Source organism: uncultured Thiocystis sp. (genome assembly GCF_903866365.1).
Lineage (GTDB): Bacteria > Pseudomonadota > Gammaproteobacteria > Chromatiales > Chromatiaceae > Chromatium.
In genome coordinates this window covers 1-23,630 of record NZ_CAIPNF010000501.1, presented here as the reverse complement: position 1 = coordinate 23,630, position 23,630 = coordinate 1, and the positions used below count along the sequence as shown (strand labels likewise).

The following is a 23,630-nucleotide window of genomic DNA, read 5'->3' as shown; positions in this document are numbered from 1 at the left end:
GCCACGCTGTACGGTCTGTCGTCCGTCCAGTTGGGCGCGCTGACCAGCGTCCAGGTCAGCGGCTTCAACACCAGCGCCGTGCTCAACCTGTCCACCGACCAGGTGGTCGCGCTCGGCACCGATCTCGGCGGCCTCAACACCACGCAGGTGCAGGTTTTGACCACCGCCCAAGCCGCCGCACTGACCAGCGCCCAGATACAGGCTCTGACCAGCGCCCAGATTGGTGCCTTTAGCACTGCCGCTATCGCTGCACTGGGCGACACTCAGATCCAGGCGATCGAAACCCGAGACATCTCCGGACTCAAGACCACTCAGATCCAGGCGCTGCTTGATACCCAGGTCGATGCCTTGACTAACGATCAGATCATCGCCCTGACCACCAGTCAGGCTGCGGCGTTGAGCACGGCGGCGGTAACAGCCCTGAGCACCAGTCAGATATCGGTCATGGAGACCCGCGATCTGGCAGCCTTCACGGTCAGTCAGGTCCAGTCGCTGAAGACCACTCAAATCGTCGCCCTGACGGGCAGTCAGGTCGGGGCGCTGACCACGACCCAGTTCTCCAACCTGGATACGGCACAACTGTCGGCGATTGAGGTCGGGGATATCGCGTCCCTGACGACCCGCCAAATCGCGTCTATGACGGACACGCAGGCATCCAAACTGACCACCTCGCAGGTCGATGCCTTGGATACTGCACAGGCGGCGGCGCTGACAGTCGGCGCGATTGCAGCCATGACCACTGCGCAAATCGTGGCGCTGGGTGCCGATATCGCCGGTCTCAAGACCACGCAGATCGTCGCCCTGACTACGGCCCAGACGGCAAACTTGACCAACGCGCAGCTTGGTGCCCTGACCACCCGCCAGATGGTAGCGATCGACGCGGCAGACCTTGCGGCCCTGAGTACCACCCAACTGGGAGTTTTGATGGGCAGCGTAACGACCGCCCAGGTCAGTATTGGCTCTTTGAATACTGCACAGCTTGCTGCCTTGGCTTCGCCGATCATGCTCGACCTTGATCGCGACGGCATTGAGACGCTGAGTCTCAACCCGGGCGTTCAATTCGATCTAAGGGCGACGGGGCAGGCGACGCGCAATGGATGGGTCGGTCCCGACGACGGTCTGTTGGTCCGCGATCTTAACGACAATGGCAGGATCGACGACGGCACCGAATTGTTCGGTACCGCCACCCGTCTGGCCAATGGCGAGAAGGGTGCCGAGGGTTATGTCGCGCTGCGCGAGCTGGATAGCAACGGCGATGGCGCCATCACGGCGGCAGACGAAGCCTGGTCCGAGCTGAAGGTCTGGCAGGACAGCAATTCGGATGGCGTGAGTCAGGCGGGTGAGTTGAAGAGCCTCACCGATGACATCGGCATCAAGAGGCTGGATCTGAACGCACAGACCCCGTTCGATAGCAACGGCAACCCGGTCTATAACAACGGTAACTGGGTGGGACTGGTCTCCAGCTTCGAGACGCTGGATGGTCAGACGCACGAGATGGCGGATGTCTGGTTCAAAGTCGAAACAGCAGAGGTGCAGACGGCGGGAGACGATCTGCGGACCCAGGTCAGCGACATGGTGCAGGCGATGGCCGAGTTTGCGACCGGCACCGGGACACCGACTGGCACGACCGTTTCGCTGACCGACACGTCCGATCAGACGACCGGCTTTGCCGCGCATGTGGCGATCATCGCGACGACGCTCACCAACTTCATGCAAAGCAACCCGGACTTCGGAATCAACGCCGGAATGTCGCTCGCCTCGGCATCGACGCTGCAGGAGCCTGGTAAGTCACAGACGGATCTCCTGGCCGTATCGCCTATGCTCACGTCTTCGTCGTGATCTGAGGCGGCAGGGACGAACAGCGATCAGGCCTTCGGGCCTGATCGCTTTTTCATTTTCAAGCTGAACTTTATGAGCCGACTCTTAGACCGCAGCCCCCGAAGCAATTCCGGCCCTGCCGCTCCAATAGCCATCGCTGAGTCCGCTGGGGCACCATTCGCGCAGTCTGGCCATACCCTGATCAAGATCCAGATCGCCAGTCAGCGCGTCGGCAAAGACCTTGACGATGTCCGCCGTGCGATTGGATTGCGGGCTGATCCGCAGCAACTCGACGCCAAGTTGGGTGATTTCATCCAGCGCGGACAGCAGGTTGTGGGTGGTCGCGGATTGGGTCTGGATGCCGTTGAGCGCGAGAAAGGGGACGCCTTCCTGGGTAGAGACCAACAGGCCGTCCGGATATTCGCCACAACAAAATTGGCAGTCGTCCTTGCTCAGATTGCGGTTGTAGGCAGTGAAGCAGCGGGCGGAATAGGCCAGCGGAAGTCGTCCGTAGGCGAATAGCTCGCACTCCACGCCGCTCGGGCGTGTCTTGATGAGCGCGGTGGTCGTCTCGCGCCCGAGTTCGACCGGCAGCACCCAACGCTTGAGTCCCCGTTGGGCGAGAAAGGCGAGCGTGCGCTGGTTGTAGAGATTGATGGAATGACCGGTCACGAAGGGTCGACCCTCCAGATAATCCAGGCCCGCGAGGTCGTTGGCCTCGATCAAAAAGCGCTCGTCGGCACAGAGACGTTGCAGGGTTTTGAGTTCGCCGTCGGATTCGATCAGGGCCAGGGTGGAGATGACCGGCTCCTTGCCCGCGGCGGCGACGCGCTCGGCCAGCTCCCAATAGTCCTCGGGGCGCAGCAGTCGACGCTTGGAGCAGATGGTCTCGCCCAGGTAGATGACATCCACCGGCGTTTCGAGCATTTCGGCGTAAAAATCCAGCACCAGTTCGCGCGGCCAGTGATAGAGGATCGGACCGAGCGTGAGACGCGGGCGGTTCTGTGAAGTTGTTGGCATGGGTCAGGGGAAGTTATCAGTTATCAGTTATCAGTTGTCAGCTATCGGTGATCAGTTGGTGTTGTCTGACAACTGACAACCGACAACCGATACCTCAAAGAGCTAGTGCCAGGGCCGATGATAGGGCCCGATCGTGGTCTGCGCGCCCTCGGACACCTGGGCCAGGATCTGGTGCCAGCTTTCCTTGGGGCGGAACGCCCGAGGATTGCGCTGGCAGGCGTCGATCGCCTCGCGCCAGACCTGGGTGACCTGCGACACATAGCGGGTGCTGCGTTGGCGGCCCTCGATCTTGATGGCGCTGACCCCGGCGGCCAGGATGCCGGGCAGGATGTCGAGCGTATTCAGACTGGTCGGCTCCTCGATGGCGTGACGCAGTTCGCCGGCGACATCATAACGTCCCTTGCACAGCGTCGGGTAACCAGCGGGTTCGTCGTGCGAGCGGCGCTCGATCAGGACGCCGCCGAGCCGGGTTTCCTGCCCCTTGGGGGTGTCGCGCCATTCGACATGCGCGGCCGGCGAGCAGGCGCCATAGGTATTGGGCGATTGACCGCAGGCATAGGAGGACAGCAGACAGCGCCCCTCGACCATCACGCAGAGGCTGCCGAAGCCGAAGATCTCGACCGGTACCGGCGCCTCCTGAATCAGATGCGCGACCTGGGCCAGCGACAGCACGCGCGGCACCACGACCCGCTTGATGCCGAAGTGACGGTGCATGAAGCGGATTGCCGCCGGGTTAGTGGCCGAGCCCTGGACCGACAGATGCAGATTGACGTTGGGATAACGCTCGGCGGCATAGTCGAGCACGCCCATGTCGGCGAGGATGATGGCGTCCACGCCCAGATCCGCGGCGCGGTCGACGGCGGCGGTCCAGCGTTCCCAGCCGTTGGGCTGCGCATAGGTGTTGATGGCGACGAAGACCTTGACCTTGCGGTCATGGGCATAGTTCAGACCCTCGCGGATCTGCTTGTCGTTGAAGTTCAGACCGGCGAAATGACGGGCGTTGGTGTCGTCGCGAAAGCCGATATAGACGGCATTGGCGCCTTGATCGACGGCCGCCTTGAGCATCGGCAGATTGCCGGCGGGACAGACGAGTTCCATGGTGAAGGCTCTCTTACGGGTCAGCCAATGCTGACAAGTTTCGGAAGGGATAGTGCCGCGACCCGGTCGCCCTGGTGGGCGTCGCGGCGGAACAACTCGGCCTCGATCGCGTTCAGGACCGCCCATTTCTGGCTGCACCAGTCGGGCGCCAGCAGAATATCGCGGGGCGCGGTTCCGGTCAGGCGATGATAAATCACCGCTGGCGGGGTGCGCTCGACCAGATCGGCGCAGATCGTCACATAGTCGTCCAGCGTCAGCGGCTGATACTCGCCGCGTTTCCAATCGATGGCCAGACGGGTGTGACGCACGACATGCAGCGGATGCAGCTTCAGCCCTTCCACGCCGAGTTCAAGCACGCGGTCGAGGCTGGAGATCGCCGCCTCGCGTCCCTCGCCGGGCAAGCCGACGATCAAATGGGTGCAGACCGGGATCCCGCGCCGATGGGCGGCGATGACAGCGGTGCGATAATCGGCGAAATCATGGCCGCGGTTGACGCGCTCCAGGGTGCGGTCGTCGGCGGATTGCAGCCCGAGTTCCAGCCAGATTTCCTTGCCCTTTGCCCGATAGCTGGCCAGTAGGTCCAGCACGGCGTCCGGCACGCAGTCCGGGCGGGTGCCGATCGAGAGCCCGATCACGTCCGGATGGATCAGCGCGCTGTCGTAGCGCTCGCGCAGCGCGTCCACCGGATCGTAGGTGTTGGTATACGCCTGAAAATAGGCCATGAAGCGCCGCGCCCCAGTGCGCTTGGCGAGCACGGCGCGTCCGGCATCGAGTTGGGGTGCGATGGGTGCCTGACTCTCGGCGTTCGGGCTGAAGGAGACATTGTTACAGAAGGTGCAGCCGCCGTGACCCTTGGCGCCGTCACGGTTCGGGCAGGTAAACCCGGCGTGGAGCGCGAGCTTATGCACCCGCTGACCGTAACGCTTCAGCAGGTACTGACCAAAGGTGTTGACGCGATCACTAAGGATGCGATGTGGAGCGGGGGGGGAGGGCATCTGTGCAAACCTAACCGCGTGGGGCGATGAACCGTTTGATCCAGGTCAAGCGAATGGCAATTCAGGTTTTCGAGATGCAGATGCTGATATGGCGCTGAAGCCGAGGCTGCCTTGACAGGCATGATGTCAATGATAACAATGATCGCATTGATATCAATGTAGGGAAGGCCCATGGCCGCCTTGACCATTCGTAACGTGGATGAAGCCACCAAGCAGGCGCTGCGTCTCCGTGCGGCACAGCATGGGGTGTCGATGGAAGAAGAGGCGCGACGCATCCTGAAGGGGGCGCTTGCCCACACCGGCGCGCCATCGCGGCTTGGCCAGCGTTTGCTGGGCCGTTTTGCCGAGATGGCCAGCGAAGAGTTGGTCTTGCCTCGCCGCCAAGCGCCGCGTACACCGCCGAGTTGGGATGAACGGGCATGATGCTGCTCGATACCAACGTGCTCTCCGAGTTCATGCGTCCGCAGCCTGCTGCTCAGGTGGTTGCCTGGCTGGACGAACAGCCCGCCGGTGCTGTCTGGACGAGCGCTGTCAGTCGTGCCGAAATTGAATTGGGTCTGGCGCTGATGCCTCGGGGGAAGCGGCAGGAAGGTTTGAGCCTGGCCGCCCGGGTCATGTTCGAGGAGGATTTTGCTGGGCGCTGCCTGCCGTTCGACGAGATCGCTGCCAGCCACTCTGCACGCATCGTTTCTGTGCGTACTCGATCAGGCCGGCCCATCAGTGTCGAGGATGCGCAGATCGCGGCGATTGCGCTGGCGAATCAGATGTCCCTCGCCACGCGCAACGCCAGTGACTTTGAGTCCATCGACGGCTTGACCGTGATCGACCCTTGGGTGGCGCGCCCATGAGTATTCTGTTATTTGTGCAGCGCAATAAAATCTGAGCCGGCCCGACCTTCATGATGACCGATCACCAGCCCCGCATCCGCGAAATCCCCTACAACTACACCTCCTTTTCCGATCGCGAGATCGTCATCCGTTTCCTTGGCGAACCGATGTGGCGGCTGATCGAGGAACTGCGCGGCAGTCGCCGCACCGGGCGCTCGGCACGGATGCTGTTCGAGGTGTTGGGCGATCTGTGGGTGGTGACCCGCAATCCCTATCTTCAGGATGACCTGCTGGAGAATCTGAAGCGCCGGCGTCTGCTGTTGCAGGCGCTCGCGCATCGGCTCGACCAGTTCGAGTCGCGGCTGAACGACAATCAGGGCGCGGCGGCGCTGCTGGCCGCGGCCAGGGCCGCCGTGAACGATTTCGGCGACTGGTTCGCGTCGGAGCAGCGCCAGCGGACCCAACTGCGCAAGGCGCTCGCCGGCATCACCCGCAAGGACAACCTGGATTTCGGTGGACTGGCGCGCGTCTCGCACGCCACCGACGCGACCGACTGGCGCGTCGAACTGCCTTTCGTGGTCATCTCGCCAGACACCGAGGCCGAGATCGCGGCCATCGTGCGCGCCTGCATCGACTGCGGTCTGACCCTGATCCCGCGCGGCGGCGGCACCGGCTATACCGGCTCGGCGGTGCCGCTGCATCCGCTGACCGCCGTCATCAATACCGAAAAACTCGAAGACCTCTCGGGCGTCGAGCGCATCGCGCTGCCCGGCGTGGCGGGAGCGGTGCCCACGGTGCGCTGCGGCGCGGGCGTGGTGACCCGGCGCGTCTCGGATCTGGCCGACCGTCAGGGTCTGGCCTTCGCGGTCGATCCCACCTCGCAGGATGCCTCCTGCATCGGCGGCAATATCGCGATGAACGCGGGCGGCAAGAAGGCGGTGCTCTGGGGCACGGCGCTGGACAATCTGGCCTCCTGGCGCATGGTCACGCCGGATGCTGACTGGCTGGAGGTGGAACGGCTGGATCACAACCTGGGCAAGATCCATGATCAACCGCTGGCACGTTTTCGCGTCAGTCGCTTTCTGCCGGATGGGATCACGCCCAAGGGCGAGCCCGAGATTCTGGAGATTCCGGGGCCGTCGTTCCGCAAGGCAGGGCTGGGCAAGGACGTGACCGACAAGTTTCTCTCCGGTCTGCCGGGCGTGCAGAAGGAAGGCTGCGACGGTCTCATCACCTCGGCGCGTTTTATCCTGCATCGCATGCCGGACCATGTGCGCACGGTCTGCATGGAATTCTTCGGCACCGATCTGGAGCTGGCCGTGCCGGCGATCATCGAGGTGAAGGATGACATCGCCTCACGAACGGGCGTCCAGATCGCCGGTCTTGAGCATCTGGACGAGCGTTATGTACGCGCGGTGGATTACGCCACCAAGTCGGTGCGGCGCGAACTGCCCAAGATGGTCCTGATCGCCGATCTGGTCAGCGATGACGAAGCGGCGGTGAGCGCTGCCGCCGCGCATGTCGTGGAACTGACCCAGGCGCGCGATGGCGAGGGTTTTATCGCCGTCAGCCCCGAGGCGCGCAAACGCTTCTGGCTGGACCGCGCCCGCACCGCCGCCATTTCGCGGCATACCAACGCCTTCAAGGTCAACGAGGACGTGGTCATTCCGCTGGACCGGCTGGCCGAGTACAGCCGCGGCATCGAGCGAATCAATATCGAGCAGTCGATCCGCAACAAGGACGCCATCCTGGCGGCCGTGCTGGACTCTCTGGAGAGCCTGGACGGCGGCGACGAGGATTCGGACGAAGAAACCGCGATTCTCAAGTCCAAGAGCGCGGTCGCCCGCGCGGCGGTCGGCACGGCGCGCGCCCGCTGGCGGACGATTCTGGACCATCTGGACCAGCCCGCCGCCGACAACCTGGATCTGCTGACCGCGAACGAACAAGGCCGGATGCGCGACCAGGACACCCTGCTCTCGATGCTGCTGCGCCGCGATCTGCGCCAGTCTTACCGAAACGAGGTCGCCGAGCGCCTGAACGACATCTTCGCGGGTCAGGACATGGCCGGAGTGCGCGAACATCTGGTCGATCTTCACCGCCGGATTCGCGACTCGCGCCTGTTCGTCGCCCTGCACATGCACGCCGGCGACGGCAACGTGCATACCAATATCCCGGTCCATTCCTCGGACTACGCCATGCTGCACGAGGCGGATCGGATCGTCGCCCGCATCATGGCGCTGGCGACCGAACTGGGCGGCGTCATCTCGGGCGAGCACGGGATCGGGATCACCAAACTGCAATTCCTGGAGCGCGAGAAGCTGGATGCCTTCGTCGCCTACAAGCAACGGGTCGATCCCGAGGCCCGCTTCAATCGCGGCAAACTGATGCCGGGTTCCGGGCTTCAGGACGCCTATACCCCCTCGCTGCGACTGGTCGAGCAAGAGGCGATCATCCTGGAAGAAACCGAACTCGGGGCGCTGAACGACGACGTGAAGCACTGTCTGCGCTGCGGCAAGTGCAAGCCGAAGTGCATGACCCATGTTCCGCGCGCCAATCTGAGCTATTCGCCGCGCAACAAGATCCTGGGGACGGGGCTCATCGTCGAGGCGTTTCTCTACGAGGAACAGACCCGGCGCGGTCTGTCGCTGCGTCATTTCACCGAGATGAACGACGTGGCGGATCATTGCACCGTCTGTCACAAATGTCTGACACCCTGTCCGGTCGATATCGATTTCGGCAACGTGACCATGCGGATGCGCCGCATCCTGGTCGAGCGGGGTCGCAAACGCTTCAACCTCGGCGCCTGGGCGGCCATGCGCTTCCTCAACGCTACCGATCCGCGAGCGGTCCGATTCCTGCGCAGGGGGCTTGCCGAATGGGGCTTCGCGGCCATGAACCGGGCGCATGGGGTGGCGAAATGGCTGCGTCTGACCGCCCGGCGCACCGCGCATCCCGGCGCGACAACCGGCCGGCCGACCCTGCCGGGCCAGGTGCTGGATCTGGTCAGCCGGCCGATCCGGGTCGATCTGCCCAAACGCCTCTTCCGCCATCTGCTCGCGCTGGAGGACCGGACCCAGGTGCCTATCCTGCGCGATCCCAGGGTCGCGGCGGAGGAGACCGAAGCGGTGTTTTATTTTCCGGGCTGCGGCTCGGAGCGGCTGTTCTCGGATGTCGGTCTGGCGACGCTGGCGCTGCTCTGGGAGCAGGGCGCGCAGACCGTGCTGCCGCCGGGCTATCTCTGCTGCGGCTATCCGCAGCGCGCCTCGGGTCTGGAGGCCCGTGGGCGCCGGATCACCATGGAAAACCGCGTGCTCTTCCATCGGGTCGCCAATACCCTGAATTATCTGGACATCAAAACCGTATTGGTGTCCTGCGGAACCTGCATGGATCAACTGCTCCAGTACGAGTTCGAGCGCATCTTTCCCGGCTGCCGGCTGCTGGACATCCATGAATGGCTGATGGAGCAGGGCGTCAGTCTGCACGGCGTCGCGGGCGTTCAATATCTCTATCACGATCCCTGCCATACTCCCATGAAGATCCACGCGCCCATCAAGGTGGCGTGCAGTCTGATCGGTCAGCCGGTCAAACTGTCCGAGCGCTGTTGTGGCGAGGCCGGCACCCTCGGCACGGCGCGCCCGGACATTGCCAATCAGGTGCGTTTTCGCAAGCAGGAAGAACTGACGGCGGGCATCCGCGATCTGACCGGTCGGGAGCGGGTCGAAAACGGCGAGGTCAAACTTCTGACCTCCTGCCCCGCCTGTCAGCAGGGTCTGGCCAAATACCAGGACGACACCGGGCTCAAGACCGATTACATCGTGGTCGAACTGGCCGAACGCCTGCTCGGCGCGGGCTGGCGGGAGCGGTTTCTGGAGCAGGCCAGCGCGGGCGGGATCGAGCGGATACTGCTTTAGGGTTACAAGGCTGGGATCGATGCGCTCGACGCGAATGTTGCGCGGCATCCTTGTAGGGCGAATTCATTCGCCCCTACATCCCCGGTATCCGCGCAACCAACGCGGCGAATGAATTCGCCCCTACAGGCTACAGGCTAAGAGAGATCGACATGGACCCAGCACCTGCACAACTCCCCAAATCGCCCACCGGCATCGACGGGTTGGATGAAATCACCGGCGGCGGCCTGCCCACCGGCCGGCCGACACTGGTCTGCGGTGACGCCGGCTGCGGCAAGACCTTGCTGGCCATGGAGTTCCTGGTGCGTGGCGCGACCCAGTTCGACGAGCCAGGCGTCTTCATGGCCTTTGAGGAGACCACCCAGGAACTGACGCGCAACGTCGCCTCGCTCGGCTTCGACCTGGACGATCTGGTCGAGCGCCGCCAGCTTGCGCTGGACTTCGTCTATATCGAACGCAGCGAGATCGAGGAGACGGGCGAGTTCGACCTGGAGGGTCTGTTCGTCCGGCTCGGGTACGCGATTGACACGATCGGCGCCAAACGGGTGGTGCTGGATACCATCGAATCGCTCTTCTCCGGACTGCCCAACCCACTCATCCTGCGCGCCGAGCTGCGCCGTCTCTTTCGCTGGCTGAAGGACAAGGGCGTGACCGCCATCATCACCGGCGAGCGCGGCGCGGGACTGCTCACCCGCCAGGGTCTGGAGGAGTATGTCTCGGATTGCGTGATCCTGCTCGATCACCGGGTCGAGAATCTGATCTCCACGCGACGGCTGCGCGTGGTCAAGTACCGCGGTTCGACCCACGGCACCAACGAATATCCCTTCCTGATCGACGAGCACGGTCTTTCGGTGCTGCCGGTCACCTCGCTGGGCCTGGAGCACACCGCTTCCGAGGAGCGCGTCTCCACCGGGATCCCGCGCCTCGACGCGATGCTGAGCGGGGCAGGCTTCTATCGCGGCAGCAGCATCCTGGTCTCGGGAACTGCGGGGACGGGCAAGTCCAGTGTGGCCGGGCATTTCGCCGAGGCCGCCTGCCGGCGCGGCGAGCGGGTGCTCTATTTTGCCTTCGAGGAATCGCCCAGTCAGATCCAGCGCAATCTGCGCTCGGTGGGGATCGACCTTGCGCCCTGGGTCCGGCAGGGCCTGCTAGAATTCAAGGCGAATCGACCCACGTTCACCGGGCTGGAAACGCACCTGGCGACCATGCACAAGACAATTCACACCTTCGGTCCGCGGATCGTGATCCTGGATCCGCTGAATAGTTTCATCAGTGCGACCAATGAGATCGAGGTCAAATCGATGCTGATGCGACTGATCGATTTTCTCAAGCTCAATCAGATCACCGGCTTTTTCACCAGCCTGACGATGGGCGGCAGCGCGCTGGATCGCACCGATGCCGGCATCTCCTCCCTGAGCGATACCTGGCTGCTGCTGTTCGCGGTCGAGACCGGCGGCGAGCGCACTCGCGCCTTGAGCATCCTCAAGTCGCGCGGCATGGAGCACTCGAATCAAAACCGCGAGTTTCTCATTACCTCGCACGGCGTCCAGCTTCGGGACGTCTACCTCGGTCCTGGGGGCGTCCTGACCGGCTCGGCGCGCCTGGCGCGGGAGGCGGAGGACACGGCTGAGCGCTTGGCGCGCCAGCAGGAGATCGATCTCCGGCGGCGTGAGCTGGAGCGCCAGCGCGCGCTGATGGATGCGCAGGTCGCGGCCATCCGCGCCGAATTCGAGGCACGGGAGGCCGAGACCCTGGCCCTGATCGAGCGCGAGCAGGGGCGTGAGGCACAACTGGCGCGCGAGCGGGTCGAGATGGCCTGGAGCCGCAAGGCCGACGCGGCGCCGACAGTGGCGGAGGATCCTTCATGAACGAATCCACGACCGGGTCGCGGGACGTCCCCTCTGGAGCCGACCCCGCGGATGCGTTGTCCGAGATCTGGACGCTGCGGCTCTATGTGGCCGGTCAGACGCCGAAATCCATCACCGCCTTCGCGAACCTCAAGACGCTCTGCGAAGAACACCTGGCCGGACGCTACCGGATCGAGGTGATCGACCTGCTGGAGCAGCCTCAGCTCGCGGCTGGCGATCAGATCCTGGCCATCCCGACCCTGGTGCGCAAGCTCCCCGAGCCGGTGCGCAAGATCATCGGCGATTTGTCGAATACCGAGCGCGTCCTGATCGGGCTGGATTTGCTGCCGCGCGCTGAGGATTAGTCCAACTTGTTGCGATGTCGAGCCTGCCATGCCAACCATGAAACCGCCCGATTCGGATGCGACCACCGACCAGGCTGCGGCCCCGCCACCATCACCGCCGGCCTTTGTCCTGCGGCTCTATGTGGCCGGCGCGACGCCGAAATCCGTGCGCGCCATCGCCAACCTCAAGCGGATCTGCAAAGAGCACCTGCAAGGGAATTACTCGCTCGAAGTCATCGACCTCTATCAGCGACCTCAGTTGGCCAAGGGTGAGCAGATCATCGCCGTGCCGACCCTCATCAAGGCGCTGCCGCTCCCCTTGCATCGGATGATCGGCACCCTCTCGGATACGGAACGGGTTCTGGTCGGCCTGGATCTTCAGGGTAAGACGAAGTGAAACCATCGCCTTCGCCAGCGGACCTGATCGCCGAGAACCAGGCGCTGCGCGAGCGCCTGACGGAGGCCGAGGAGACCCTGCTGGCCATCCGTAGCGGCGATGTGGATGCCCTGGTGGTGTCAGGCACCGATGGCCCCCAGGTCTTTACGCTCCAGGGCGCCGACCGCTCCTACCGGCTCCTGGTCGAGGCGATGAGCGAGGGGGCGCTCATCCTGACGGCGGAGGGGGTGATCTTCTATGCCAACCGACGCTTGGCCGACTTGTTGAAAACGCCGCTCGAACAGGTGATCGGCGCCACCTTCGCTCGGTGGATCGCGCCCACTGACCAGGCGGCATTTCAGGCACTGTTCCAACGCAACGACTCGCACCCCGGCCATGACCGGGAGATCGGCCTGCTGGCCAGCGACGGCCTTGCCGTCCCCTGCTATCTCTCCTTCAGTGTCTTGCGACTCGATGCGGAGCAGGACTGTTTTTGCCTGGTCGTCACCGATCTGACCGAGCAGAAACGCACTGAAGCGATCTTGGCCGCCGAACAGGCGTTGCGCGAGAGCGAGCAGCACTTCCGCACGCTGGCCAATAGCGGCTCGATGCTGATCTGGACCTCCGGGCAGGACAAGCTGTGCAACTACTTCAACGAGCCCTGGCTGCGTTTTACCGGACGCTCGCTGGAGCAGGAGCTTGGCAAGGGGTGGACGGAGGGCGTGCATCCGGAGGAGATCGACCGCTGTCTGCAAACTTACGTCACCGCCTTCGAGCGGCGCCAACCCTTCAGCATGAACTATCGGCTGCGCCATGCCGATGGCGACTATCGCTGGATCCGGGGCGACGGCAATCCACGCTACGACAGCCAGGGCGCCTTTCTCGGTTATATTGGTTTCTGTATCGACATCAGCGAGCAGAAAGCGACGGCCGAGGAATTGGACCACTACCGCCAGCACCTGGAGCAACTGGTCGCCGAACGGACCCGCGAGCTCATGCTCGCCAAGGAGGCCGCCGAAACGGCCAATGTCGCCAAGAGCGCCTTCCTGGCCAACATGAGCCATGAGATCCGCACTCCGCTCAATGCCATCACGGGCATGACGCATCTGCTCAAACGCTCCAAGGTCACCCCTCAGCAAGCCGAGCGGCTCGACACGATCAAGGCCGCCGGGGATCATCTGCTGGAGATCATCGATGCCGTCCTGGATCTGGCCAAGATCGAGGCCGGCAAGTTCGTCCTCGAGGACACCGAGGTCAACGTCGGCGCCCTGGTCGCCAATGTCGCCTCCCTCGTCTACGAGCGCGCCCAGGCCAAGGGGCTCAATCTCGCCGTCGAGACCCAACCGCTGCCCTGGTCGCTGAGGGGGGATCCCACGCGGCTCCGGCAGGGACTGCTCAACTATGTCACCAACGCCATCAAGTTCTCCGACCGGGGGACCATCACCCTGCGCGCCCTGGCCATCGAGGATGCTCGCGACAGCGTGCGGGTCCGCTTCGAGGTGCGGGACACGGGCATCGGCATCGCCCCGGAGATCCTGCCCCAGCTCTTCACGCCTTTCCAGCAGGCCGATACCTCGATCACCCGCCGCTACGGCGGCACCGGGCTGGGGTTGACCATCACCCACAAGCTGGCGCGGTTGATGGGGGGCGAGGCCGGTGTCGAGAGTACTCCCGGGGTGGGCAGCACCTTCTGGTTCACGGTCCGGCTCCACAAGGGCGCATCCGCCACCGAGTTGCTCTCCCCGGCGACGCCGGGCTCCGCCGAGACACTGCTCGTCAGGAACTACCAGGGCCGCCGCATCCTGCTGGCCGAGGATGAACCCATCAATCGCGAGGTCACCGAGATGCTGTTGACCGAGGTGGGGATGGTCGTCGAGCTGGCCGAGGATGGCCTGCAAGCGGTCGCGCTGGCCGGCCGTCACGCCTACGATCTGATCCTGATGGACCTTCAGATGCCCAATCTGGACGGCCTGGAGGCGACCCGCCAGATCCGCCGCCTGACCCACCGCCCGACCGTGCCGATCCTCGCCCTGACGGCGAATGCCTTCGTGGAGGACCGGCAGCGCTGCCTGGATGCCGGAATGGACGACTTTATCGCCAAGCCCGTCGACCCGGATGCGCTGTTCGCGATCTTGCTGAAATGGCTAAGAAAAATTGGATAGTCACGCAGGATGGGGAGAGCGCGGCGAAACCCTTCATGTCAAGCGCCAAGGTTCCAGATTCGCACCCGACCAACATCGCCCTCGGTTGGCATCGCTCCTTCCCCTGGCGTGTGGCGATTCAATCGCGTCATGCTGGGTCATTGGGCCGCGACATCTTTTCCAATAACGCCAGCGCCCCCGGATAATCGAAGCCTTCGATCAGGCGCAGGAAGGTGCCGCGCTCGCGCCCGAGCGCGGCCTGGAGCAGGGCCGGTTCGGGCTGGAGCAGTTCGTTGACGGCCATGTCGCCTTGCGCGAGCAGCGTCTTGAGACGTTCGATCAATTCGCGCGCGCCAGCGGCGGCGTCAGGTATCGGGTCCGCGACGCCCGCCATCGGCAACGCGCGCTGGCTGGGCGCGTTGTCCGCTCGCGAGACCGCCCCGGCCTCCGGCGATGTGCGGCTCGCGACCGCGCCCGCATCCAGCGGGGCGGGGGTCGGCAGGGTTCCCGCGCCGCGCGACAGCCACGCGGTCAGCCAGAAGGTGCTGCCCTGTCCAGGGGTACTCTCGACCCCGGCCTCGCCGCCCATCAGGTGTGCCAGATGGCGCGCGATCGCCAGCCCCAGCCCGGCGCCGCCAAATTCGCGCGTGGTCGAATTGTCGGCCTGCTCGAAGGCGTCGAACAGTCTGGGAAGCGCCTCGGGCACGATGCCGGGTCCGCTGTCGCTGACCGCGAAGCGCAGCAATAAACGCGCGCCCCGTTCTTCCAGGACTCTGACGCACAGACGGACGGTCCCCCGCTCGGCGAACTTGATCGCGTTGTCGACATACTTGAGCAGCGCCTGACGCAGACGGGTCGCATCGCCGCGCAGCCACCCCGGCGCCTGACTGTCGATCTCGATCGCGAGCCCCTTGGCGTTCGCCGCGACGCCATTCAGCGCGCGGATCGCGTCCAGCACGTCGGCAAGGGCGAAATCGCTCTCCGCCAGTTGTAATCGATCCGCCTCGATCTTCGATAGATCGAGGACGTTATCGATGATCTCCAGCAGATGATGGGCCGCCGTCTCGATCTTCGCCAGACGTCGGTCCAGGGCGCCGATGCCTGCCGCGTTGTCCCCGGTTCGCGCTCCGGGCGCGCCGTCTGGCGCGGGCCGCGCCGCCGCGGCGGTCTCCTGGCGCAGCAGCTGGGTCAGGCCGACGATGGCGTTCATCGGGGTGCGAACCTCGTGGCTCATGTTGGCCAGAAAGGCGCTCTTGGCGCGATTGGCCGCCTCCGCCCGCGTGGCCAGCTCGCGAGCCTCCGCCATGGCGGCCGCGAGCGCGCGGTTGGTTTCCCGCAGTTGCCGCTCCGCCTCCCGGCGCGCGGTGATGTCCACCGAGATATTGCCGGTCCCGATCAGGCGGCCTTCCGGACCGTAGATGGGATATTTCTTGGTGAGGTAGTAGAGCGTCCGTCCATCGTGCGTGATCACAGGTTCTTCCCGGATCATCGACTCGCCGGGCGGGAGCCGTTGCGCCTGGAGTTCGTCCCTCATGTAGGAACGAACGGGCTCGCTGTCGGGCGAAACCCCGAAGATTTCCGCGTCCGTCTTGCCGATCAGATCCTCATCCGAGGCATGGCCCGCTGCCCTGGCAAAAGCGGCATTGGTGGCGATCACCCGGAGTTCCAGATCCTTGACCACGATGATAGCGTCGCTGTGTCTGACAACGGCTGACAACGCCGCCATCTTCTCGGCTTCCTTGTGACCGGGGGCGCTGCCGCCGGAAGGCCGGATTTCTGCCGCGTCCTCGGTCTGGCTCGGTGAGCCTGTCATGGTTGATCCTCGGCAAGGCGTCCGCGCTAGGGTGGGTTCGAGTCACTGCCGCCTGGGAGGGCGAGCGGATTCCGCTGGGCGCGATTTTCGATGATCAGGAAGGCTTCCCGAACCGCCTCGCGCAGCTCGGCGGTCTTCCACGGTTTGGTCAGAAATTTGAAGATCTCGCCCTGGTTGATGGACTTGGCGATGCGTTGCGGGTCGAGGATGCCGGAGAGCAGGATCCGCATGGTTCCGGGATACATGGCGCTGACTCGGGCGAGAAACTCGGGGCCGTCCATCCGCGGCATCTCGCCGTCGGAGACCACCACATCCACCGCGTGCAGGGCGAGCAGTTCCAGCGCGGCGTATCCGTCGCCGGCGGTCAGTACCCGATACCCCTCGCGCGCGAACAGACGTTCGAGCACGAAGCAAATCTGCGGGTCGTCGTCGACCAGCAACAGGTTGCGGCTGGCGGCGACGGTCTCGGCCGGAAACGCCAGCCGACGATCCGAGCGCAGCAACGCCGCGAACTCGGACGCGGGGAGCGGGCGGCTGAAATAATAGCCCTGCATCTCGTCGCAATCGTGCGCGCGCAGAAACTGGAGTTGCGCCTCGGTTTCCACCCCCTCGGCGATGGCGGCCAGATTGAGGCTGTGCGCCAGGCTGACGATCGCGGTCACGATGGCCGCGCTGCTGGGATCCTGCACGATATCCCGGACGAAGCTCTGATCGATCTTCAGCCGGTCGATGCGGAAGCGGCGCAGATAGCTGAGCGAGGAAAAACCGGTGCCAAAATCGTCGAGCGAGAGCGAGATCGCCAGTTCCTTCAGGCGCTGCGTGGCCTCGATGAAGGCCAGCGTATCGGCCATCGCGGCGCTTTCGGTGAGTTCGAGCTCCAGATATTCGGGGGCGAGTCCGGTCTCGCGCAGGATGGCGGCGGTCAAGTCCACGACATCGTAGGCGGCGAACTGGAGCGCCGACAGATTGACCGCGACCGTCACCGGCGGCAGCCCGGCCGCTTGCCAGGCCTGGTTCTGGCGGCAGGCCTCGTGGAGCACCCACTTGCCCAGCGGGCCGATCAGCCCGGATTCTTCCGCCACCGGGATGAAATTGCCCGGAGAAATCCAGCCGCGTCGCGGGTGCTGCCAGCGTGCCAGCGCCTCGGCACCGATGATCTGACCGTTGCGCAGGTCGACCTGCGGTTGATAATGGAGCGCCAGCCCGCCCTCTCGGATGGCCTCGCGCAGATCGCGCTCCAGATCGAGACGTTCCAGGGCGCGCGCGTTCATGGCGGGCGCGTAAAAGCGGAACCCCCGTCCCCCGGCGATCTTGATCTTGGACAGGGCCACCGTGGCATGGCGCAACAGCCGGTCGGCCGTGTCGCCATCCTTGGGGAAGGTGGCTATGCCGATGCTGGCGGAGAGCACGATTTCATGATCGTCGATGCGCAGCGGCGCCATCACGGCATCGAGCATCGGCTGGGCGTAACGGATGACCGCCTCGCGTTCGTCGGCATCCATCACCAGGATGAATTCGTCGCCTTCGACGCGCGCCAGGGTGTCGGTCGCCGCCGTCAGACGCGCCAGACGCTCCGCCACCACCCGCAGCGCGCGGTCGCCGGCCCCGCGACCGAGATGCGCATTGACGCTCTTGAAACGGTCGAGGCTCAACATCAGGACGATCAGCGGGCTGGCGTCGGCGCGACTGCGCTCGATGGCTTGCGCCAGACGGTCGTCGAGCAGATTGCGGTTCGGCAATCCGGTCAGGTCGTCGAAATTCGCTTTACGTTCGCTCTCGTCCTGGATAGCCCGGACTTCGGCGACGCGGCGCGCGACTTCGGTTTCCAGAAAGGCGTTCTGATCGCGCAGCCAGTCGCGCGCCCGCCGCAGTTCCAGTTGGTTACGCACCCGTGCCAGCACGACCGAGGCGACGATGGGTTTGGCGATAAAATCCACGGCGCCCTGCTCCAGACACAGGGTTTCGGTCTCGGCGCTGTCCATGGCGGTGACAAAGATGACCGGAATCTCGCGGGTTCGCGGGTCGGCGCGCAGATGGTCCAGCACCTCGTGCCCGTCCATTTCGGGCATCATCAGGTCGAGCAGGATCAGGTCCGGCGGCGGGTCCAGCGTGGCATATTTCAGCGCGACGGCTCCACGGTTGGCCGCCCTGACGCGGTAACCGGCCGCGCGCAGCAACTGGCCGAGAATGGCCAGGTTTTCCGGTACGTCGTCGACGATGAGAAGGGTGGCTGACATCTTGGTCTTCCTGACGAGAGAGTTTGCAAGCGGCCGAATCTGGGGAGGCGAGGGGGAAGGCGACTCTTGTCATGCTGTTTAGGAGCGCGGGAGGCGATCCGTTGAAGATAGGGCGAAGGGTCGCCTATCAAAAGCGGGGGCGAACGGCGTGGCGACACGCCGTTCGTGGTCGTTCGACAGAGGCGATTGGCCGCCGACTGGTACTCAAGCGGTTTCGCTGTTTTTTTCGATTTCCCAATTACACTGATCGATCAGATCTTCTAATGATCGACCCAGTTCGACGGAAAATTTTTCACGTAAATCGAAACGCTGCCCATTGTTCCAGCACTTGGCTGCGTCGTCCGCGGAGAGCGGAAATCCCTGCCGGCAAAGTTCCCAGATGGCTTGCGATTGTTTGGTGCTCATGATGAATCTCCCCTTAAGCGTGATGTGTTGTCGATGTAGCGATGGGACAATGATTGCTGATTTCGCTGTTGGCTAATCTATAAATAAGCAAACGCAGTGCCATAAAACCATCCGTGGACCCAAGAAGTCGGTTGCGAACGAGCAACATGACGCTTCGCAATCCATGATTTAAAGAGGATGAATCGTCGCACGAATCAGCCATTGCAGCGAGCTTCGCGATTCGCTTTCTCCTTTTCGCAACGTGTGGCTAACTTAACAACTAGCAGATAAACCAGGTCCGCGTCAAGGATAGCGAGAAATTTATTTTGTCAAACGTCCGATAAAGTTGCGCATGCGCAATTCGTTGCGTTCGCGGAGTCGACGCCAATCAGTTGATGCGTCTGACCGTGTTCGGCAGGTGTTCGCGCACGATCTCGGCGAAGACTTCCAGCGCGCGGCGACGGGGAAAGCTGCGGCGGTAGACCAGCGAGATCCGACGATAGGCGTCCGGCAGATTCAGGGGTCGGGCAATGGTCGTATCGAAGCGAGCCTGCGTGGATCAGCGCATCAACCAACCGGAGACCCGAATCATGGCCCTGGCGCAACGCGACACTGACCCTCACACCTATGCCGATTATCTGACCTGGACCGACGAGGTTCGCTATGAGCTGATCGACGGCGTGGCCTGGTCGATGGCCCCGGCGCCGAGCCTGGCCCATCAGGAAGTGGCGGGCGAGATCTATGTTCAGCTCGTCAATGCCTTGCGCCAGCATCCCTGCCGCCCCTTCATCGCCCCGCTCGATGTGCGTCTGCCGAAAAACAACGAGGAGGATGCGCGTATCGACACCGTGGTGCAGCCGGACGTGCTGGTGGTCTGCGACCCCGCCAAGCTCGACTGGCGCGGGGTGCGCGGCGCGCCGGATCTGGTGGTCGAAGTGCTCTCGCCGGGGACCGCCAGCCATGACCACTGGCGCAAGCGTCAGGTCTACGAGCGCGCCGGGGTGCGCGAATACTGGCTGGTGCATCCCATCGATCGCCTGTTGACGATCTATCGTCTGGTGGACGGTCAATTCGGCAAGCCCGAGGTCGGCGACCTGGTCGGCGCAACCCCGGTCGGCATCCTGCCCGGCGTGGTCATCGTCTGGGACGAACTCAGCGCGCGTCTGCCTCCGGTCGATCCCTGATGCGATCGGCGGCGGCTTGATTCGGTCGGCGTCAAGCCCCAATTTCCACAACAAATCAACCGGAAATTTAGACAGGATTGCACCCATGAGACAGGACAAACTGACCGCGAAATTTCAGATGGCCCTAGCCGACGCTCAGAGTCTGGCCCTGGGTCGCGATCATCAATTCATCGAACCCGTGCACCTGATGGTCGCGCTGTTGGATCAGGAGGGCGGCGGCGTTCGCCACCTGCTGACCCGCGCCGATGTCAACGCCAACCGGCTGCGCTCGACGCTGGGCGAGGCGCTCGACCGCCTGGCGACGGTGCAGGGCGCGGGCGGCGACGTGCATCTCGGCAACGATCTCAACCGACTGCTCAATCTGACCGACAAGCTGGCGCAACAGCGCAACGATCAATACATCTCCTCCGAGCTGTTCGTGCTCGCGGCGCTGGAGGACAAGGGCGTGTTGGGCAATGCGCTGCGCGAGGCGGGCGCCAGCAAGACGGCCATCGAGAAGGCAATCCAGGAGGTGCGCGGCGGGCAGCAGGCGGTCAATGACCCCAATGCCGAGGAACAGCGTCAGGCACTCCAGAAGTACACCATCGATCTGACCGAACGCGCCGAGCAGGGTAAGCTGGACCCGGTGATCGGGCGCGACAACGAGATCCGTCGCACCATCCAGGTGTTGCAGCGGCGCACCAAGAACAATCCGGTGCTGATCGGCGAGCCTGGCGTTGGGAAGACCGCGATCGTCGAAGGATTGGCCCAGCGCATCGTCAATGGCGAGGTACCGGAGGGGCTCAAAACCAAGCGCCTGCTGTCGCTCGACATGGCCGCGCTGATCGCCGGATCCAAGTTCCGCGGCGAGTTCGAGGAGCGTCTCAAGGCGGTGCTGAACGACATCGGTCGGCAGGAAGGCAACATCATCCTCTTCATCGACGAGTTGCATACCATGGTCGGCGCCGGCAAGGCCGAGGGCTCGATGGACGCGGGCAACATGCTCAAGCCCGCCCTGGCGCGGGGCGAGCTGCACTGTGTCGGTGCCACCACACTGGACGAATATCGCAAATATGTCGAAAAGGACGCGGCCCTGGAGCGCCGTTTCCAGAAGGTGTTGGTGGACGAACCCAATGTGGAAGATACCATCGCCATCCTGCGCGGACTCAAGGAGCGTTACGAGGTCCATCACGCGGTTGAGATCACCGATCCGGCCATCGTCGCGGCGGCGGTGTTGTCGCATCGCTACATCGCGGATCGGCAACTCCCGGACAAGGCGATCGACCTGATCGACGAGGCGGCCTCGCAGATCCGCATGGAAATCGATTCCATGCCCGAGGAGATGGACAAGCTCAGCCGTCGTCTGATCCAGCTCAAGATCGAACGCATGGCCCTAAAGAAGGAATCCGACGAGGCGTCGCGCAAGCGCCTCTCCGACCTTGAGGGTCAGATTGAGCGGCTGGAACGCGAGTTTGCCGACCTCGACGAGATCTGGAAGTCCGAGAAGGCCGCAGTCCAGGGCACCGCGCACCTCAAGGAGGCGCTCGACCGCGCGCGCATGGAGATGGAAACCGCGCGCCGCGCCAGCGATCTGGCCCGCATGTCCGAGCTTCAGTACGGGCGCATCCCGGAACTGGAAAAACAACTGGCGGCGGCGGGTACGGGCGCGGGCGCTCAGGGCGAGAAGCGTTTGCTGCGCACCAAGGTCACCGAGGAGGAAATCGCCGAAATCGTCTCGAAATGGACCGGCATCCCGGTCTCGCGAATGCTCGAAGGCGAGCGCGACAAGCTGCTGCGCATGGAGTCCGAGATCGAGCGCCGCGTGGTCGGTCAGAACGAGGCGGTGCGTGCGGTCAGCGATGCGGTGCGCCGTTCGCGCGCCGGGCTGTCCGACCCTTCGCGCCCCATCGGTTCCTTCCTCTTTCTGGGGCCGACCGGCGTCGGCAAGACCGAGCTGTGCAAGGCGCTGGCCGCCTTCCTGTTCGACACCGAGGAGGCGATGGTCCGCATCGATATGTCCGAATTCATGGAGCGGCACTCGGTCGCGCGCCTGATCGGCGCGCCGCCCGGCTATGTCGGCTACGAGGAGGGCGGCTATCTGACCGAGGCCATCCGGCGACGTCCCTACAGCCTGATCCTGCTTGACGAGGTGGAAAAGGCCCATCCGGATGTCTTTAACGTGCTGCTTCAGGTGCTTGACGACGGACGCCTGACCGACGGTCAGGGGCGCACCGTGGATTTCCGCAACACGGTGATCGTCATGACCTCCAATCTCGGTTCCAGCATCATCCAGCAGCGCGCGGGCGAGGCCAATTATGCGGCCATGAAAGAGGCCGTCATGGAGGAAGTGCGCCACGCCTTCCGGCCCGAGTTCATCAACCGGCTGGATGAAATTGTCGTCTTCCATCCGCTGCAACCGGCGCAGATCCGCGCCATCGCCCGGATTCAGCTCGACTTTCTCCAGCAGCGTCTGGCCGATCGGGACATGCGTCTCACGGTCGACGACCGCGCGCTCGATCATCTGGGCGCCGCCGGTTTCGATCCGGTCTATGGTGCCCGTCCGCTCAAGCGCGCCATCCGCGCCCAGCTCGAAAACCCGCTGGCGCAGGAGATTCTATCCGGCAAATTCGCCCCCGGCGATCTGATCGAGGTCACGCTGGGGGACGGACAGCTCGCCTTCGAGCGGGTGTTGCAGGGAGAACTGGTGGACTGACCGCCTGCCATTCGTCGATCGATCGGCGGCGGGGAACGCGATGGATAATGGTCGCGCGTCCGCAAGGCGCGCTCACCCTCGAAGGTCATGGAATTACCGATGTCGTTGTTTCGCATTCCCTGGAATTCGCTCAAAACCCGCGTGACGCTGCTGACGCTGGCCATCTTTCTGATCAGCCTCTGGTCGATGCTGTGGTATGCCAGTCAGATGCTGCGTCGAGACCTGATTGCGCTCCTGTCCGCGCAGCAGTTCACCTCGGCGTCCGTGGTCGCGTCGGAGATCGACGATGCGCTGAATTTTCGGATCAGGGCGCTCACTGGCCTGGCACGGAGAATCCCCCCCGACCTCCTCAGCGACAGCGCCGCCGTGCAGTCGCTGCTGGACCAGCATCCGATCATGGAAGACCTGTTCAATCGTGGCTTCATCGCCGTGAACGCGCAGGGCAGCATGATCGCCGAAATCCCGCGGTCGGCCCAGCGCGTCGGCATCAACGTCGCCGACCGGGAGTATTTCCAGTCGGCGCTGACGCAGGGCAAGCCAATCGTCAGTCAGCCGCTCGTCAGCAGAAAATCACCGAGTCCCATCGTGGTCATCGCCGTGCCGATTCTCGATGCGCAGGGTCGGGCGAGCGGGGTGCTGGCGGGGGTGATCGACCTGAGACAGCCCAATTTTCTGGATCGGATCACCGAAAACCGCTACGGCAAGACCGGCGAAACCTTTCTGGTGACGCCGCAAACCCGGATGATCGTGTCCACCTCCGATAAATCCCGCATCATGGAAGTGCTGCCAGCGCCGGGCACCAGCTCCTGGATCGACCGCTTTATGCAGGGCTACGAGGGCTCCGCGGTCGTCGTCAACCCGCATGGACAGGATGTGCTGGTGTCCGTCAGGCAGATCCCGATCGCCGGCTGGTACGCCTCTGTGATCCTGCCAACGCGGGAGGCCT

Annotated in this window: 17 protein-coding genes and 1 pseudogene; 11 read left to right on the top strand and 7 right to left on the bottom strand. The window is 63.9% G+C overall.

Annotation, left to right across the window (positions count from 1 at the left end; translation table 11 throughout):
• The first annotated feature begins 30 nt into the window (after window positions 1–30).
• Entirely contained in the window at window positions 31–1,839 is a 1,809-nt protein-coding gene (locus QZY07_RS27185; protein ID WP_295409661.1) for a hypothetical protein, read from the top strand.
• 84 nt (window positions 1,840–1,923) lie between these two features.
• Here the strand turns inward: QZY07_RS27185 and QZY07_RS27180 are convergent, their stop codons facing one another.
• From QZY07_RS27180 to QZY07_RS27170, 3 genes are all read right to left on the bottom strand, one after another.
• Window positions 1,924–2,838, bottom strand: a complete 915-nt coding sequence (locus QZY07_RS27180; RefSeq protein ID WP_295409658.1) for a U32 family peptidase — start codon at window positions 2,836–2,838, stop codon at window positions 1,924–1,926.
• Window positions 2,839–2,940: 102 nt separating this feature from the next.
• Entirely contained in the window at window positions 2,941–3,936 is a 996-nt protein-coding gene (locus QZY07_RS27175; protein ID WP_295409655.1) for a peptidase U32 family protein, read from the bottom strand.
• A gap of 20 nt (window positions 3,937–3,956) precedes the next feature.
• A complete protein-coding gene (locus tag QZY07_RS27170; RefSeq protein WP_295409652.1) occupies window positions 3,957–4,931 on the bottom strand; it encodes a TIGR01212 family radical SAM protein in 975 nt (324 codons plus the stop codon).
• Between the two features lie 171 nt (window positions 4,932–5,102).
• Here QZY07_RS27170 and QZY07_RS27165 point away from each other — a divergent pair, with 171 nt between their 5' ends.
• The 7 genes from QZY07_RS27165 to QZY07_RS27135 all read left to right on the top strand — a co-directional run bounded on the left by QZY07_RS27165 (window position 5,103) and on the right by QZY07_RS27135 (window position 14,395).
• Window positions 5,103–5,354 (top strand): plasmid stabilization protein, encoded by a 252-nt coding sequence (locus tag QZY07_RS27165; protein WP_295409649.1) that lies wholly within the window; start codon window positions 5,103–5,105, stop codon window positions 5,352–5,354.
• Complete coding sequence (locus QZY07_RS27160) at window positions 5,351–5,779, top strand: type II toxin-antitoxin system VapC family toxin (protein ID WP_295409646.1); 429 nt, start codon at window positions 5,351–5,353, stop codon at window positions 5,777–5,779. The genes QZY07_RS27165 and QZY07_RS27160 overlap by 4 nt, the downstream gene beginning before the upstream one ends.
• 50 nt (window positions 5,780–5,829) lie before the next feature.
• A complete protein-coding gene (locus QZY07_RS27155; protein WP_295409643.1) occupies window positions 5,830–9,669 on the top strand; it encodes a DUF3683 domain-containing protein in 3,840 nt (1,279 codons plus the stop codon).
• A gap of 149 nt (window positions 9,670–9,818) precedes the next feature.
• A complete protein-coding gene (gene kaiC, locus QZY07_RS27150; protein WP_295409640.1) occupies window positions 9,819–11,534 on the top strand; it encodes a circadian clock protein KaiC in 1,716 nt (571 codons plus the stop codon).
• On the top strand, window positions 11,531–11,878 hold the full coding sequence (locus tag QZY07_RS27145) for a circadian clock KaiB family protein (protein WP_295409637.1): 348 nt from the start codon (window positions 11,531–11,533) through the stop codon (window positions 11,876–11,878). The genes kaiC and QZY07_RS27145 overlap by 4 nt, the downstream gene beginning before the upstream one ends.
• Before the next feature lie 28 nt (window positions 11,879–11,906).
• Window positions 11,907–12,254 carry a circadian clock KaiB family protein gene (locus tag QZY07_RS27140; protein ID WP_295409634.1) on the top strand — a complete coding sequence of 116 codons (348 nt, stop codon included), beginning with the start codon at window positions 11,907–11,909 and terminating at the stop codon, window positions 12,252–12,254.
• The gene (locus QZY07_RS27135; RefSeq protein WP_295409631.1) at window positions 12,251–14,395 is read left to right on the top strand and encodes a PAS domain-containing hybrid sensor histidine kinase/response regulator; all 2,145 of its coding nucleotides are present in this window, start codon (window positions 12,251–12,253) and stop codon (window positions 14,393–14,395) included. The genes QZY07_RS27140 and QZY07_RS27135 overlap by 4 nt, the downstream gene beginning before the upstream one ends.
• 127 nt (window positions 14,396–14,522) lie before the next feature.
• Here QZY07_RS27135 and QZY07_RS27130 read toward each other — a convergent pair whose 3' ends face one another.
• The 4 genes and pseudogenes from QZY07_RS27130 to QZY07_RS27115 form a co-directional block, all read right to left on the bottom strand.
• Window positions 14,523–16,187 carry a PAS domain-containing sensor histidine kinase gene (locus QZY07_RS27130; protein ID WP_295409628.1) on the bottom strand — a complete coding sequence of 555 codons (1,665 nt, stop codon included), beginning with the start codon at window positions 16,185–16,187 and terminating at the stop codon, window positions 14,523–14,525.
• 26 nt (window positions 16,188–16,213) lie between these two features.
• A complete protein-coding gene (locus QZY07_RS27125; RefSeq protein ID WP_295409626.1) occupies window positions 16,214–18,424 on the bottom strand; it encodes an EAL domain-containing protein in 2,211 nt (736 codons plus the stop codon).
• Window positions 18,425–18,628: 204 nt separating this feature from the next.
• Window positions 18,629–18,829, bottom strand: coding sequence for a hypothetical protein (locus QZY07_RS27120; RefSeq protein ID WP_295409623.1), 201 nt, complete (start codon window positions 18,827–18,829; stop codon window positions 18,629–18,631).
• A gap of 367 nt (window positions 18,830–19,196) precedes the next feature.
• A pseudogene (locus tag QZY07_RS27115) lies at window positions 19,197–19,340 on the bottom strand (hydrogen peroxide-inducible genes activator); the annotation flags it as partial.
• Between the two features lie 58 nt (window positions 19,341–19,398).
• Here QZY07_RS27115 and QZY07_RS27110 point away from each other — a divergent pair.
• The 3 genes from QZY07_RS27110 to QZY07_RS27100 form a co-directional block, all read left to right on the top strand.
• Window positions 19,399–19,992 carry a Uma2 family endonuclease gene (locus tag QZY07_RS27110; RefSeq protein ID WP_295409621.1) on the top strand — a complete coding sequence of 198 codons (594 nt, stop codon included), beginning with the start codon at window positions 19,399–19,401 and terminating at the stop codon, window positions 19,990–19,992.
• 85 nt (window positions 19,993–20,077) lie between these two features.
• On the top strand, window positions 20,078–22,684 hold the full coding sequence (clpB, locus tag QZY07_RS27105; RefSeq protein ID WP_295409618.1) for an ATP-dependent chaperone ClpB: 2,607 nt from the start codon (window positions 20,078–20,080) through the stop codon (window positions 22,682–22,684).
• A gap of 99 nt (window positions 22,685–22,783) precedes the next feature.
• Window positions 22,784–23,630 (top strand): cache domain-containing protein (locus tag QZY07_RS27100; protein ID WP_295409615.1); only part of this gene is annotated, 847 nt, incomplete at its 3' end.

Excerpts from the sequence above, each read along its gene's own strand:
- QZY07_RS27180 (WP_295409658.1), bottom strand. The coding sequence starts at position 2,838 with ATGCCAACAACTTCACAGAACCGCCCGCGTCTCACGCTCGGTCCGATC.
- QZY07_RS27165 (WP_295409649.1), top strand. The coding sequence starts at position 5,103 with ATGGCCGCCTTGACCATTCGTAACGTGGATGAAGCCACCAAGCAGGCG.
- QZY07_RS27130 (WP_295409628.1), bottom strand. The coding sequence starts at position 16,187 with ATGACAGGCTCACCGAGCCAGACCGAGGACGCGGCAGAAATCCGGCCT.
- QZY07_RS27170 (WP_295409652.1), bottom strand. The coding sequence starts at position 4,931 with ATGCCCTCCCCCCCCGCTCCACATCGCATCCTTAGTGATCGCGTCAAC.
- QZY07_RS27160 (WP_295409646.1), top strand. The coding sequence starts at position 5,351 with ATGATGCTGCTCGATACCAACGTGCTCTCCGAGTTCATGCGTCCGCAG.
- QZY07_RS27140 (WP_295409634.1), top strand. The coding sequence starts at position 11,907 with ATGCCAACCATGAAACCGCCCGATTCGGATGCGACCACCGACCAGGCT.
- kaiC (WP_295409640.1), top strand. The coding sequence starts at position 9,819 with ATGGACCCAGCACCTGCACAACTCCCCAAATCGCCCACCGGCATCGAC.
- clpB (WP_295409618.1), top strand. The coding sequence starts at position 20,078 with ATGAGACAGGACAAACTGACCGCGAAATTTCAGATGGCCCTAGCCGAC.
- QZY07_RS27155 (WP_295409643.1), top strand. The coding sequence starts at position 5,830 with ATGATGACCGATCACCAGCCCCGCATCCGCGAAATCCCCTACAACTAC.
- QZY07_RS27125 (WP_295409626.1), bottom strand. The coding sequence starts at position 18,424 with ATGTCAGCCACCCTTCTCATCGTCGACGACGTACCGGAAAACCTGGCC.
- QZY07_RS27145 (WP_295409637.1), top strand. The coding sequence starts at position 11,531 with ATGAACGAATCCACGACCGGGTCGCGGGACGTCCCCTCTGGAGCCGAC.
- QZY07_RS27120 (WP_295409623.1), bottom strand. The coding sequence starts at position 18,829 with ATGAGCACCAAACAATCGCAAGCCATCTGGGAACTTTGCCGGCAGGGA.
- QZY07_RS27175 (WP_295409655.1), bottom strand. The coding sequence starts at position 3,936 with ATGGAACTCGTCTGTCCCGCCGGCAATCTGCCGATGCTCAAGGCGGCC.
- QZY07_RS27110 (WP_295409621.1), top strand. The coding sequence starts at position 19,399 with ATGGCCCTGGCGCAACGCGACACTGACCCTCACACCTATGCCGATTAT.